We start from the raw sequence: 13,680 nt of genomic DNA, 5'->3' as shown, positions 1-13,680 counted from the left end.
GGTGACAGTTTGTACGCCCGGGGAGGGAAAAATGGCGGCGCGCGGGCCGGATCAGACGGCTTTTGGGCGGTGGGCGGCGCGCTTTGAGGCGCTGCCCAGCAGACCCCAGCGGTGCAGCTTGGCGGCCAGCTTTTGCCCGCCCGGCAGTGCCAGCAGGTCTTCCTCCTGCACCGAGCCGGTGCCCAGCAGCGCCAGCAGATAGCAGCCGCAGCCCACGGCGATGCTCAGCACACAGCTGATATTGGACACGAAGACATGGCAGAGCAGCGAGTAGGCGGTGCGGGCGGAGACAGCGCAGATGAGCCCCGAGAAAGCGGGGCCCAGCACCGCGCGCCAGAAGTGCACCGGCGCCCCCACCTGGCGCAAAAACAGCGCCACCGCGCCGATGACGATGAACAGATAGCAGCACAGGGTGCCGAAGCTGGCCCCCAGCAGATTATAGCGGGGGTCGCGCACCAGAACCAGGTTGCAGGCCAGCTTGATGGCCCCGCCCACCACCATGAGCTTGAGCGGCAGATCGGCCCGGCCGATGGCCTGCAGCATACTGTACACCGGGGTGGTAAAGGCCAGCAGCACCGCGGCCGCCCCCAACACGGTGAGCGTGGGGGCCACGGCGGCGATCTCCTGCTGGCGGCCGCCGTAGAGTAGGTGCAGGATGGGCCGGGCCATGGCGGCGATGCCAAGGCCCGCGGGCACGGCCATCATGGCGCTGACGCGAAATACCGACTGGGCGTTTTGGGCCAGCTGGCGGCGGTCGCCCCCCACATAGGCGGCGGTGACGGCCGGCAGCGCGCTGACGCCGAAGGTGGTGGTGAGGGCCGGCACCAGATTGTAGAGGGTGGTGGCCATGCCGGTGTAGCAGCCGTAGAGGAAGGTGGGCAGGTCGACGGCGGACATCTGCAGGCCGTACATGGCACAGATGATATCGGCGCCGCGGCCGGCGGCGCGCTCGAGCGCGTTCATTACCGAAAACAGGTCGATGACCGAGGTGAGACTGGTGGCAAAGCTGCCCAGACAGATGGGCAGGGCGATCTGCACCAGGCGGCGGGCGATGTGGCGGGCGGAGGCGGGCCGGGCGCTGCCCTGAGCGCTTTTGACCGGCAGGGCGTGACGGCCGAACTTGTGCTGGCAAAACAGGTAGAGCATGGACACGCCGGTGGAGAGGGCCACCCCCAGCACCGCCCCGGCCGCGGCGTAGGGCAGCGCCAGCTGCTTGGCCTGGGCGGCGCTGGCGGCGGCGCGGCCGAACACCAGCCCGGTGCGGGCGTACCCCTCCATGGCCCAGACGAAGGTGCCGTAGGAGAGCGCGATGCCCAGCACCAGCTTGGCCACCGCCTCGACCACCTGGCTGATGGCGGTGGGCACCATGTTTTGACAGCCCTGGTAGTAGCCGCGCACCGCCGCCGACAGACAGCCGAACACCAGCGCCGGCGAGAGCATCTGCACCGCCAGCGCGGCGTCGGGATTGCCCACCGCGCGGCAGAACACCTTGCCGCCGAAATAGAGCAGGGCAAAGCCCACCGCCCCCACCGCCAGAAACAGTGCGCTGGCTATTTTGAGGGTGCGGCGGGCATCGCGCTGACGGCCGCGGGCGGTGTACTCGCTGACCAGGCGGCTGACGGCGGCGGGAAAACCGGCCACCGACAGCGCATAGATGGGGTTGAACACCTCGTAGGCGGTCATGAAATAGGCCATGCCGGTGCCGCCCAGGATATTCATCAGCGGCACCTTGAACAGCGCCCCGATGGCCTTGACCAGCAGCGTGCTGCCGGTGAGGATCACCGCCCCTTGTATAAATGACTGTTTTGCCGCTCTCTCCACGAAATCAGGCCCCCGTCCCACACATTCTTCCCTCTAGTGTATGTGCCTGGGGGGCGGCAATAGACCTGTGGGGCCCGGCTGGCAGAAGGCGCTTACCGCCCCTGCCGCCGGGCCAGCTCGCCGTAGAGCTGCTGGTAGCGCTCGGGGCGAAAATCGGGCGTGCCGGTATAGGGGTTTTGGCTGTAGATGGTGCGGTTTGCCAGCGACAGATCGACGGTGGTGAGCACCAGCTCGGCCTCACAGTGCCGGGGGCTGCCGGCGTAGAGGTGCACCCGCCGGCCAAAGCCGGGACCGATGACGAGGCTGCCGCCCAGAAAGGTGGCCGGCTGGGGGATACCGGGGCCGGCTGGCAGGCGCCAGCGATAGCCGGGATCGATGACATCCTCGGACACCAGGTTGGCGCTGACCAGAAAGATATCGTTTTGGTGCACGGCGGCATAGAGGGTGTCGCGGTAGAAACTGCGGCTCTTGCGGCGGTGATTTTCGGGCATGGCGGTGGGATTCAGGTACAGGCGGGCGCCGCTGGCGGCGTAGTAGCGCAGCAGCTCGGGGAAGGAGTAGCTGTCGTAGCAGATGCCCACTCCGACCGGGCCCCAGGGGGTGGAAAAGAGCAGCGGCTGCTCCCCTTTTTGACACCAGAGACTCTCGTCGCCGGCGGGGTGCATTTTGCGGTATACCCCCAGCGGCCCGTCGGGCCCGCAGACGGCGGCGGCATTATACACCGCGCCGGTGGCGGGGTCGCGCTCGGGCAGGCCGAACACCACATACACGCCCAGCTGGCGGCAGCAGTCGGCCACGGCGGCGATGCTGGGGCCGCCGGCGCTCTCGGCCAGCCGGTGGTGCATCTTCTCGCTCAGCGGGGTGTCGGGCTGGTCTTCGTAGCCGGTGAGCGCCAGCTCGGGGAAGGTGATGATGTCGGCGCCGCGCCGGGCGGCGGCGACGGTGTAGTCGAGGATGCGGCGCAGGTTTTGCGCCTTGTCGCCCCAGACGGCGCGCAGGTTGACGGCGGCCAGGTTGACGATATCGCGCTGTACGGCAGTGTTTTCCACGGGGTACCTCCTTTTTTACGGGCCGACTGGCGGCGTGTTTGCAAAAAAGCGCTCCGGCCCGGGAGAGGGTCAAAGCGCCTTTGCTGTGCTCGCGTGTTGTGCGTTGTGCGTTGCGTTGTGTGTTGTATGGGTAAACTATACGGCGTTTGCCGACAGCTGTCAAGGGGGAGCGGGGCGGCGGGGCTAACCCTGCTCGTCGAAGAGGATCTCGTCGTAGGTGGGGATGGGCCAGAAGCGGGCGTCGACTTTCTCCTCCAGGCAGTCGGCGGTGTGGCGCAGCTGGCGCATAGCCGGCAGCAGCGCGTCGCGGCAGTAGGTGGCGGTGGCCGGATCGCAGTAGTCGCCGATACCGGCGGTGACGGCGGCCAGCGCATCGGTCTGGGCGATGAGCGAGCGCACCAGCGCCGCGATCTCGTCGACGTGTACCCGCAGGTAATCTACGTCCAGACCGGCGGACTGGGTATCGGCCAGCTGGCGGGACTGCTGGGCCAGATAGGCCCTGACCGCCGGCAGGATCTGGCGGCGACACATGGTGAGCATGGTCTTGGCCTCGATCGCCGCCTTTTTGCTGTAGGTCTCGAGGATGATCTCGTAGCGGGCCATGAGCTCCTCTTTGGAGTGCACCGAGAATTTGGCGAACATGTCGATGACGGCGGAGGACTTGAGCACCTCGGCGGCGCTGACGGTATCCGGCACTACCGGCAGACCGCGGCGGCGGGCCTCGGACTCCCAATCGCCGGCGTAGCCGTTGCCGTTAAAGATGATGCGGCCGTGATCCTGATAGATCTCGCGGATGATGGCGTTTACCTCCAGGTCGAAATCCTTGCAGGCGCGCAGACGGTCGTAGATCTCGGAGAGCACGTCGGCGGTGATGGTATTGAGCACCGTGTTGACCCAGGAGATGGACATGGAGGAACCCAGCATGCGGAACTCGAACTTGTTGCCGGTAAAGGCAAACGGCGAGGTGCGGTTGCGGTCGGAGGAGTCGACGTGCAGCTTGGGCAGGGTGCCGACCCCCATATCCATCACCTTGCGCTGGTAGCCCTCGGGCTTTTGATCGCCGCTGGCGATGGTCTCGAGAATGCGCTGGATATCGCTTCCTAAAAACATGGAGATGATGGCCGGCGGGGCCTCGTACCCGCCCAGGCGGCAGTCGTTGGTGTAGCTGGCGGTGGCCAGCCGCAGCAGGCCGCTGTACTCGTCGACAGCTTTGATGACCGCCGAGAGCATGAGCAGAAACTGCATGTTCTCGTAGGGGGTGTTGCCGGGCTCGAACAGGTTTTGGCCGTCGTCGGTGCTCAGCGACCAGTTGTTGTGCTTGCCGGAGCCGTTTATGTAGTCGAAGGGCTTTTCGTGCAGCAGGCAGCACAGATCGTGGCGGGCGGCCACCTTGTGCAGCGTCTCCATGATGATCTGGTTCTGGTCGGCGGCGATGTTGACGGCGGAGAATACCGGCGCCAGCTCGTGCTGGGAGGGGGCCGCCTCGTTGTGCTTGGTCTTGGCGGTGACCCCCACCTTCCACAGCTCGTAGTCGAGCTCTTTCATAAAGGAAGAGATCTTCTCGTTTAAGTTGCCGTAGTAGTGGTCCTCCAGCTCCTGGCACTTGGGCGGCCGGGCGCCAAACAGGGTGCGGCCGGTGAACTTTAAGTCGAGCCGCTTTTTTAGGTGGCTGCGGTCGATGAGGAAGTACTCCTGCTCGGCCCCCACCGAGGGGCTGACCCGGCGGGTATCGAGGTGGCCAAACAGCGTCAGCACTTTGCGGGCCTGCTCGTCGACGGCCACCAGCGAGCGCAGCAGCGGGGTCTTTTCGTCCAGCGCCTCGCCGGTGTAGGAGCAGAAGGCAGTGGGGATGCACAGGGTGACCCCGGACTTATCTTCCTTTAAAAAGACCGGCGAGGTACAGTCCCACATGGTGTAGCCGCGGGCCTCGAAGGTGGCGCGCAGGCCGCCGGAGGGAAAGCTGGAGGCGTCGGACTCGCCCTTGATGAGCATTTTGCCCGAGAAGGCGGTGATGACGCCGCCCCCCTCGGTGGGGGAGATGAACGACTCGTGCTTTTCGGCGGTGAAGCCGTTGAGGGGCTGGAACCAGTGGGTGTAGTGGGTGGCCCCTTTGGCGATGGCCCACTCCTTCATGCCTTCAGCCACCACATCGGCCAGCGACGAGTGCAGCTGGCCGCCCTGCTCGATGACCTCTTTGAGCTGGCGGTAACTCTCGAAGGGGATGTAGCGCTGCATGGTCTCGTCGTCAAAGACATTCTCGCCGAAAAAGTCGATGGGATAGGCGCTGGGCTGATCATTTCTCATAGATACTCTCCTTGCCGCTTGGGTCTCGGGTAAAGATGACGGGCGGGGCGCTCAGGCCGACGGGCCGCCAGCGCTCTGGGGCTGGGCGGGGTCGTCGGGCTCGCTGATGAGCTGGTAGCCGCAGCTGATACAGTAGCTGGCATCGGGCTCGTTTAAAAAACCGCATTTGGGGCAGTTGACCTTGACGTTTATCTCGTTGAGCTCGCTGCGGGCGCGGCGCATCTCAGCCAAGGTGGCATCGATCTCGCGGTAGCACTGTTCCAGCAGTTTGTCGTTTTGGGTGCCGGCCCGGTGCATGCCGTATACCAGCGAGCCCAGCTTGCGCTGCTGGCCCTTGAGCGTGTAGGTGAGTTTTTCGAGCTGGTACTTGATCTTGCCCTTTTGCACCAGTTCGTCGGCCTTGTTGCCGGCTACCTCGCCGACCTGTTTGGTCTTGTCGACCAGTTCATCCCAAAATCCCATGAGCGTGACCTCCTTTTTCTGCCGTGCTGCCCAGCCGCCAGCGGCCGGGCGGCGCCTATACTTGTGTTTTAGCGGCGGGGCCGATAAATTCGCGGACCATCGCCGCAGGGGCGATGAGCGCAGCGCCGATGGGGGTGAAAGCCCGCAGTTTTTGCAGGATGCCCCGCACCTTGGCCGCCTGGGCGCTCTGCTGGTCCATCGTCTGCAGGATCGCTTGCAGGTAGGACTGGTAGAGCCCCGGCTCGTAGCCGAAAGCGGTGTTTACATAGTAGTCGCAGGTGGAGCGAAACGGCTTGATGTACAAAAACTCCCCCTCACAGACGTAGGGCCAGAAGTCGACGGTGGTGGCGCCGTCGGTGCCGCGGCTCCAGCTGTCGCGGACGATGCGGCGCACGAAGCGCAGGTCGTTGGTGCTCAGCGTCACATCTCCCAGCATATAGCGGTCCTGCGCGGTGGCGTACAGGGTGCTGTAGCGGCCCTGTACCAGCTCGGTGAGCAGCGGATTGAGAGCGTGGATGCCCTCGACGATGAGCACCTCGCTGCGGTCGAGATCCACCTCGCGCCAGTCGTCCAGCCGGCCGCCTTTTTGAAAATCGAACACCGGGAACAGCGCGCGGCCGGTCTCGGTCACCTCTTTTAAGCAGCGGTTGACCACCGGCAGGTCGAGGGCGTGTACCGTCTCAACGTCTACGGTGCCGTCGTCGCGCACCGGGCACTGGGAGCGGGGAAGGTAGAAATCATCGAGACTGATGACCTCGGAGCCGACGCCGATCTTTTGCAGCCGCGCGGCCAGCTGGTGGGCGGTGGTCGTTTTGCCCGAGGCCGAGGGGCCGGCGAGCATGACGATGTGCTTTTCTGCGCGCTGGGCCTTTACGCGGGCGGCCACACCGTCGAGCGCGGCGGTGTAGCGGCTGTCGCACTGGGACACCAGCGCCGCCGGGTCCTGGCGGGCCAGGCGGTCGATGTCGTCGGCCAGGATGTTATACTTGGAAAAGGTCTCCATAAAATACCTCCAGGCTGTGTTTTCTGCTGCAGATCTCGCTGAAGTTCTTGGTGTATTCCAGCGGGTACTTGAAGTTGAAGCTGCGCTGGATGAGGTTTTTGCGGGGGTCGACCATCTTGGTCACCGAGCCGGCGCCGCAGCCGATGGTGGTGTGCAGCTCCTCCATCATGTAGATGTTGTAGAGCCCCTCGGTGCCGGGCTTGGCATAGCCGACGTTCTCGAGGTTGGAGAGCGTATTTTTTTGCCGGTACATGTAGTAGGGGCGGTAGCCGCTCTCCCCCACCAGCCGCTCGACGGTGTAGGTGAGCATGGCCTCGACCGGCAGGTCCTGGGCGCTGTAGCGGACCATCTGCGAGTACTTTAAGTCGGCCGAGCGCTTGACCGAGAGCGTGTGTACGGTGATGTTTTCGGGGTCCAGGTCGAGCACTCGGTCGAGGGTGGCACAAAAGCCCTGATAGCTGTCGCCGGGCAGGCCGGCGATGAGATCCATATTGATGTTGTCAAAACCCGCCTGCCGGGCCTGGTGAAAGCTCTCGATGGTCTGGGCAGCCGAGTGCCGGCGGCCGATGTTTTGCAGCACCTGGTCGCTGAGGGTCTGGGGGTTTATGTTGACCCGGGTGACCGGCCAGCGGCGCATGACCTGCAGCTTTTCGAGGTCGATGGTGTCGGGGCGGCCGGCCTCGACGGTGCACTCCTCGAGCGGGTGGTGGATACGGGCGAAGATAGCCGCCAGCAGGCGGTCCATCTGCTGAGCCGACAAGGTGGTAGGGGTGCCGCCGCCGATATACACCGTTTTGAGGTGCAGGCCCAGCTTGTCGATGAGATCGAAGGTGAGCGCGATCTCCTGCAGCAGCAGTTGCAGATAGGGCTCTACCAGTTTATGGCTCTTTTCGATGGAGTGGGACACAAAAGAGCAGTAGAGACAGCGGCTGGGGCAAAAGGGGATGGAGACATAGAGACTCACATCGCGCAGGTCTACCGGGGACAGCACTTGTTTTTGCACCATAGCCGTCTGGTAGGCCAGGTCGAACTTTTCGGGGGAGACCCTGTAGTCGCCGTAGAAGAGCTGGCGCAGGGCGGGCTCGTCGCAGCCGGCAGCCATGTGCTGCTGCAGATTTTTGACCGGCCGCACCCCGGTGAGGATGCCCCACTTGGGCACCACCCCGGTGAGACTGGAGTAGGCGGTGTAGAGCATTTGGCCAAAGGCGGTCTCGCACCGCTGCTTGTAGCGCTCGCCGCTGTTTGGCACCCGGCGGTGGTAGCGCAAAATGCCGCTCTCTGTCTTGACCAGCAATAGCAGGTAGCTGTTTTGCCGGCCGGCGCGCAGGTAGGTGAGCACATCCCAATCGGGCTGTTTTTCATACACCGTCTCGAGTTTTTGACCGGGGTGAAAGGCGGCGGTGACGTTTTGTATCTCGTACTGGAGCTTGTGGCCCAGGATCAGTATCTTCATAGATGCACCCACTACAGCGCGCCGCCCAGATAGGGGTTCGCCTCTTTTTCGCGGTCGAGGTTGGTCACGTCGCCGTGGCCAGGATAGACCGCATAGTTGTCGCAAAAGCTGGCGATGCGCACCAGCGAGTTGTGCAGCTCGAGCTCGTCGCCGCCGGGCAGGTCGGTGCGGCCCACCCCGTCGCAAAACAGGGTATCGCCGGTGAACATCGCCTGGCCGCAGAGGATGGTGATGCCGCCCTCGGTGTGGCCGGGGGTGTGCAGGATGCGCAGCTGCAGGTCCCCTGCCTCGAGGGTCTGCTCGTCTTTTAGCAGCAGGTCGGCCGGCTGCTGAGGCGCGGTGTAGACGCCAAAGCGGGCCCCCTCTTTATCTACCTGGGGCAGGCGGTAGGCGTCGTCTTGGTGGATGGCCACCGGGGCCCCGGTAGCCCGGCGCACCTCTTCCAGGGCGCCCACATGGTCGAAGTGGCCGTGGGTGAGCAGAATGTAGTGCAGGGTGACCCCCTGCTCCTGGATGGCGTTTAAGATAAAAGTGGCGTTGGCACCGGGGTCGATGAGCACCCCCTGTTTTTGGTCGTCGAATACCAGGTAACAGTTGGTCCCCATAACGCCCAAAGGCATCATACCGATCTCCATAGCTGCTTTTTGCCCCGCGCGCCGGCGGCGGGGCTCTCCTCTCTGAATTTGACTGTGTGCGGCCGGGGCGCTGCGTGCCCTCAAGCGCCGCGGATGATATCTTTTGAGTCGAGCACGATGGTCACCGGGCCGTCGTTGACCAGCTCTATCTGCATGTCGGAGCCGAACCTTCCGCTCACTGTGGGAGACACCCCCAGCTGGGTAAAGCCCTGCACCAGATCTAAAAAACACTGGCGGGCAAAGTCGGGGGCGGCGCTGCGGCCAAACGAGGGGCGGCGGCCCTTGGCGCAGTCGGCGGCCAGGGTAAAGTTGGGCACTGCCAGTACCCCCAGGTCCCTATCTAGGAGCGACAGGTTGAGCTTGCCGGCCTGATCTTCAAAGATGCGCAGGTTGGCGATCTTTTGGCAGAAGGCGGGCACATAGTCGGCCCGATCCCCCTCCTCGACGCCAAACAGCACCACCAGGCCGCCATTTGGCAGGTCGTAGTGTTCGCTGTGGTCGATATCGATAGACGCGCGGGAAACCCGCTGCAAAACTGCTCTCATATAGATCGTACCTCTCTTGCGTGTGGGGCGCTACTGCTTGGCGCGCTCCACGCTCTCGACCCCCTGGATCTTTTTCAGGCGGGCGGTAATGCTGTTCAGGTGCTCCAGATTGGTGATGCCCACGGTGATCACCACCACCGCGTAGCCGTTGCCCAGGCTGCGGGCGTTGATGGCGTAGATGGGCACCCGCATGGCCGACAGCGCCACCGAGATATCGGCGAACAGGCCCTGCCGATCGAGACCCACCACCTCGAGGGTGGATTTGAACGAATCCTGGTTGGAGGCGCTCCAGCGGACGTTGACCCAGCGCTGGCTGTTCTCCTCCAGGTTTTGGGCGGCCAGCACGTTGGGGCAGTCGCTCTTGTGGACCGAGACGCCGAAGCCGCGGGTGATGAAGCCGACGATGTTGTCGCCGGGCAGGGGGTTACAGCACTTGGCGAACTTGATCAGACAGTTGTCGATCCCCTCGACCTCGACACCGCCCGAGGAGGAGCGCCGCGGTCTGGTGATGGGCACATCCTGCTTTTGCATGACCGGCTCGGCCGGCTTGACCATTTTGTTGTAGGCCTCTTTGATGCGGGGCATGAGCCGGGTGAGACTGATGCCGCCGTAGCCCAGGGCGGCATAGAAGTCGTCCAGGCTGGAGAGCTGGTACTTTTTGTAGGTGCCGGCCAGCAGCTCCTCGAGCATCTTGTCGTCGGCACTTATCTGGTTGCGCTTGAATTCGCGCTCCACCTCGATCTTGCCCTCGAGGATGTTCTCCTCCCGCTGGGTCTTTTTGAACCAGTTGCGGATCTTGTTGCGGGCCTCGCTGGTGCGCACGATCTTGAGCCAGTCGCGGCTGGGACCGCGGCCGGGGGATTTGGAGGTGATGATCTCGATGATCTCGCCGTTTTGGATCTGGTAGTCCAGCGAGACGATGCGGCCGTCCACCTTGGCCCCGACCATGGCGTTGCCCACCCCGGAGTGGATGGCGTAGGCGAAGTCGATGACCGTGGAGCCTTTGGGCAGGCTCTTGACATCTCCTTTCGGGGTGAAGGCGTAGACCTCCTCGATGGCCAGGTCGCTCTTGATGCTGCGGATGAGGTCGCGGGCGTCCTCGGACTCTTTTTGCGCCTCGAGCAGCTGGCGGATCCAGGCCAGGCGCTCGTCCATCTTGTCGCTGCCGCCGCCGCGGATGCCGGCCTTGTACTTCCAGTGAGCGGCGATGCCGTACTCGGCGGTGTGGTGCATCTCGTAGGTGCGTATCTGGATCTCGAACGGCATGCGCTCTTTGGAGATGACGGTGGTGTGCAGCGACTGGTACATGTTGGGCTTGGGGGTGGAGATATAGTCTTTAAAGCGGTTGGGGATGGGCCTGAACAGGTCGTGCATGAGGCCCAGGATGTTATAGCACTCGTTGACGGTGTTGCAGAGGATGCGCACCGCCACGATGTCGTAGATCTCGTCGAAATTTTTGCCGGCGATGAACACCTTGCGGTAGATGCCGTAGACCGACTTCATGCGGCCGGATATCTCGATGACGTCGGTGTAGTCGGCCAGGCGCTCGCGGATGCGGCCGGTGATGGTCTGCAAAAAGCCCTCCTGGTCCATCTTGTTCTCGGCCAGGTATTTCTGGATCTGCTGGTAGCCAAAGGGGTCGAGGTACTTTAAGGCAGTGTCCTCCAGCTCCTCTTTGACGGTGGTGATGCCCAGCCGGTGGGCGATGGGGGCATAGACCTCCATGGTCTCGAGCGAGGTGTCGCGCTGTTTTTGCGGGGGCTTGGCATCGAGGGTGCGCATGTTGTGCAGCCGGTCGCACAGCTTGATGAGGATGACCCGGATATCCTGACTCATGGCCAGGAGCATTTTGCGCACGTTCTCGGCCTGCTCGTCCTCACGGGTGGTGAACTGGATCTTGCCCAGCTTGGTAACCCCATCGACCAGCAGCGCCACGTCTTCGCCAAAGGTCTTTTTCACCGCCTCCAGCGGGGTATCGGTATCCTCGATGACGTCGTGCAGCAGGGCGGCCACGATACAGTCGGTATCCATGCCCAGCTCGACGAGCAGCGCCGCCACGTGCAGCGGGTGGGTGATATACGGCTCGCCCGACAGCCGCATCTGCCCGGCATGGGCGTTATCGGCCAGGTGATAGGCCTTTTCGATGAGGGGCAGGTCGTAGCTCTTCTCGCTCTCCTGCAGCGTCTTTTCGAGGTCTTCAAAACGCATTATATCCATAACTGTGCAGTCCTTTTTTCACAAAAAGATCGATATACCGCCGAGCGGCCCAGGTCGGCGCGCACGCCGCGGTCTACCCGCAGGCAGCGCGCGGCGCCGCTGGTCGCCGGCTTTAAGATGCCCAGATCGCAGAGCCCCGACAGCGCCAGCATCATCTTGCTGTAGGAGATGCCCTTGTGGCAGATCTTGGCGTAAAAAACGATGGGGTCGCCCACCTGACCGCCATAGTACAGCACCGCCTTATAGACCAGGCCAATATCCTGCCGGGTGGCGCCGGTGAGAGCCATCTCCTCGTCGGAGAGCGGCTCGCACAGCTGCATTTTTTGATAGATGCCGATGTGGCGGTAGATATCGGGCGGCAGCGGGCGGGGGTGGATGTCTTTTACCTTGATAGAGACGCTCTCCTCCCCCAGGTACTGGTAGCTGTCGAGGGTGACGGCAATGTCTACCACGTCGCCCACCTTGTAGCCGAAGTCTTTGGTGGACATGCGAAAGTAGACTGCAAACAGAGTTTGGCCGTCTTTTTTGAGCTTGAGACGCAGGTGCTTGTCGTGACTGATGGGAAAGATGCCCTCGATAGAACAGCCGGCGAGCACGAAATTGGGCTTGGGGTTTTGATGGCCGTAGGGGCCCAGCCGCTCGAGCGCATAGACGTTTTCCAGCGTCACCTCGGCCGGGGCCAGCTCGGTGTCGATCTGCAGCTTGGGCAGCGGCATATAGGGGTGCTCTTTTTGCGCGTACTCGTTGATGGCGCGGCGGAAGGCGGGGATATTTTGGCTCTTCATGGTGAGGCCGGCGGCCAGCTTGTGGCCGCCAAAGCGCTCGAGGTGCCCGCTGGCGTACTGCAGCGCCTGGTAGAGCGAGAAGTCGCCGAAGCTGCGGCCGGAACCCTTGGCCTGCTCGCCGTCTTTGACCAGCAGGATGCAGGGCTTGGCGTAGCGGTCGACGATGCGGGAGGAGACGATGCCCACGATCCCTTTGTGCCAGCCCTCGCCGTCGAGTACGATGACCCGCTGGGAGAAGTATTCGGGGTGCTCTTTTTCGAGGCGGGCGACGTCGGCGATGATCTGGGCCTCTACCTCTTGCCGGCGGGTGTTTTGACCGCAGAGCTGCTCGACGTAGCCGGCGGCCTCCTCCTCGTCGAGACAGGTGAGCAGCTTGACGGCCACCTCGGCGCTGCCCATGCGGCCGGCGGCATTGATCCGCGGGACGATGGTGAAAGCCAGCGTTTGGGCCGAGATCTCGCCGGGTTCTTTGAGGCACTGGGCGATGAGCGCCAGCAGGCCGGGGTTGTCGCAGTAGGGCAGCTGGGCCAGGCCCTGCTTGACGATGATGCGGTTTTCGCCCCAGAGGGGCATGACGTCGGCCACGGTGCCGATGGCCACCAGCGGGGCCAGCTCGTCGAGCATGTCGCGGGGGTCTGCATCCTCCAGTGCGCAGACCAGCTTAAAGGCCACCCCCACCCCGGCCATAGTCTTGTAGGTGCTGGGGCAGTCGCGGCGATAGGGGTCGATGACCGCGGCGGCCGCCGGCAGCTCTTGACCGGGCTGATGGTGGTCGGTGACCACCACGTCGATCCCCAGCGAGGCGGCGTAGTCGACTTCCTGCAGGCAGGCGATACCGTTATCTACCGTGATGATGAGCTGCACCCCTTTTTGCTGCAGCTGGTCGATGGCCCCGCAGGACAGACCGTAGCCGTCGTCCTCACGGGTGGGGATGTAGTAGCAGACATCGGCGCCCAGCATCTCGAGGTAGGAGTAGAGCAGCACGGTGGAGGTGACGCCGTCGGCATCGTAATCGCCGAACACGGCGATGCGCTCGCCGCGGTCGAGAGCCTGCTGGATGCGGGCGACGGCTTCTTTCATACCGGCCAGGGCCCAGGGGCTCTCGATCGGGCCGGTGTCGGCCATGTACGCCTCGACCTTGTCGGCATCGTCTACACCGCGGGCGCACAGCACCCGGCAGACCAGCGGCGGCAGGCCGGTAGACGCGGCCAGATCGCTGCTGGCGGTATTTGGTTTTTTGGATGGGTACTCCCACTTTAGTATACGCACATTCTCACACTCTCTCGGGTATCGGCGGCAAAGCTGCCGGCGCTGTATGCGCCGCGGCGGTCTGCCGGCCACACCCGCAGGCGGGCAGCGGGTCTGCCCTGTTTTTGGTCAAAAAGATATCTACTGATTATAGCATT

Annotated in this window: 10 protein-coding genes; all 10 read right to left on the bottom strand. The window is 63.6% G+C overall.

Features of this window, described 5'->3' with window-relative positions; all coding sequences use genetic code 11:
- Positions 1-51: 51 nt before the first annotated feature.
- Positions 52-1,821: a putative polysaccharide biosynthesis protein gene (locus tag C6Y32_RS01855; RefSeq protein ID WP_164998083.1), complete on the bottom strand. Its 1,770-nt coding sequence runs from the start codon at positions 1,819-1,821 to the stop codon at positions 52-54.
- Between the two features lie 92 nt (positions 1,822-1,913).
- Positions 1,914-2,870, bottom strand: coding sequence for a carbon-nitrogen hydrolase family protein (locus C6Y32_RS01850; protein ID WP_105203455.1), 957 nt, complete (start codon positions 2,868-2,870; stop codon positions 1,914-1,916).
- Between the two features lie 183 nt (positions 2,871-3,053).
- Positions 3,054-5,174 carry a glutamine synthetase III family protein gene (locus tag C6Y32_RS01845; protein ID WP_105203454.1) on the bottom strand — a complete coding sequence of 707 codons (2,121 nt, stop codon included), beginning with the start codon at positions 5,172-5,174 and terminating at the stop codon, positions 3,054-3,056.
- 51 nt (positions 5,175-5,225) lie between these two features.
- Positions 5,226-5,636 (bottom strand): zinc finger Ran-binding domain-containing protein, encoded by a 411-nt coding sequence (locus tag C6Y32_RS01840; RefSeq protein ID WP_105203453.1) that lies wholly within the window; start codon positions 5,634-5,636, stop codon positions 5,226-5,228.
- 55 nt (positions 5,637-5,691) lie between these two features.
- On the bottom strand, positions 5,692-6,639 hold the full coding sequence (locus C6Y32_RS01835) for a nucleoside kinase (protein WP_105203452.1): 948 nt from the start codon (positions 6,637-6,639) through the stop codon (positions 5,692-5,694).
- Positions 6,617-8,092, bottom strand: coding sequence for a coproporphyrinogen dehydrogenase HemZ (hemZ, locus tag C6Y32_RS01830; protein ID WP_105203451.1), 1,476 nt, complete (start codon positions 8,090-8,092; stop codon positions 6,617-6,619). The genes C6Y32_RS01835 and hemZ overlap by 23 nt, the downstream gene beginning before the upstream one ends.
- Positions 8,093-8,103: 11 nt before the next feature.
- A complete protein-coding gene (locus C6Y32_RS01825; protein WP_105203450.1) occupies positions 8,104-8,727 on the bottom strand; it encodes an MBL fold metallo-hydrolase in 624 nt (207 codons plus the stop codon).
- A gap of 80 nt (positions 8,728-8,807) precedes the next feature.
- Positions 8,808-9,272 (bottom strand): D-aminoacyl-tRNA deacylase, encoded by a 465-nt coding sequence (gene dtd / locus C6Y32_RS01820; protein WP_105203449.1) that lies wholly within the window; start codon positions 9,270-9,272, stop codon positions 8,808-8,810.
- A 30-nt stretch (positions 9,273-9,302) separates the two neighbouring features.
- The gene (locus C6Y32_RS01815; protein WP_105203448.1) at positions 9,303-11,489 is read right to left on the bottom strand and encodes a RelA/SpoT family protein; all 2,187 of its coding nucleotides are present in this window, start codon (positions 11,487-11,489) and stop codon (positions 9,303-9,305) included.
- The gene (gene recJ / locus C6Y32_RS01810; RefSeq protein WP_164998082.1) at positions 11,480-13,543 is read right to left on the bottom strand and encodes a single-stranded-DNA-specific exonuclease RecJ; all 2,064 of its coding nucleotides are present in this window, start codon (positions 13,541-13,543) and stop codon (positions 11,480-11,482) included. Before recJ ends, C6Y32_RS01815 begins: the two co-directional genes overlap by 10 nt.
- Positions 13,544-13,680 lie beyond the last annotated feature (137 nt).

Source organism: Neobittarella massiliensis (ex Bilen et al. 2018) (assembly GCF_900289145.1).
In the GTDB taxonomy this organism is placed as follows: Bacteria; Bacillota; Clostridia; order Oscillospirales; family Ruminococcaceae; genus Neobittarella; species Neobittarella massiliensis.
Note: the sequence above shows the minus strand (reverse complement) of the source record. Positions and strands in the feature narration are given on the sequence as shown.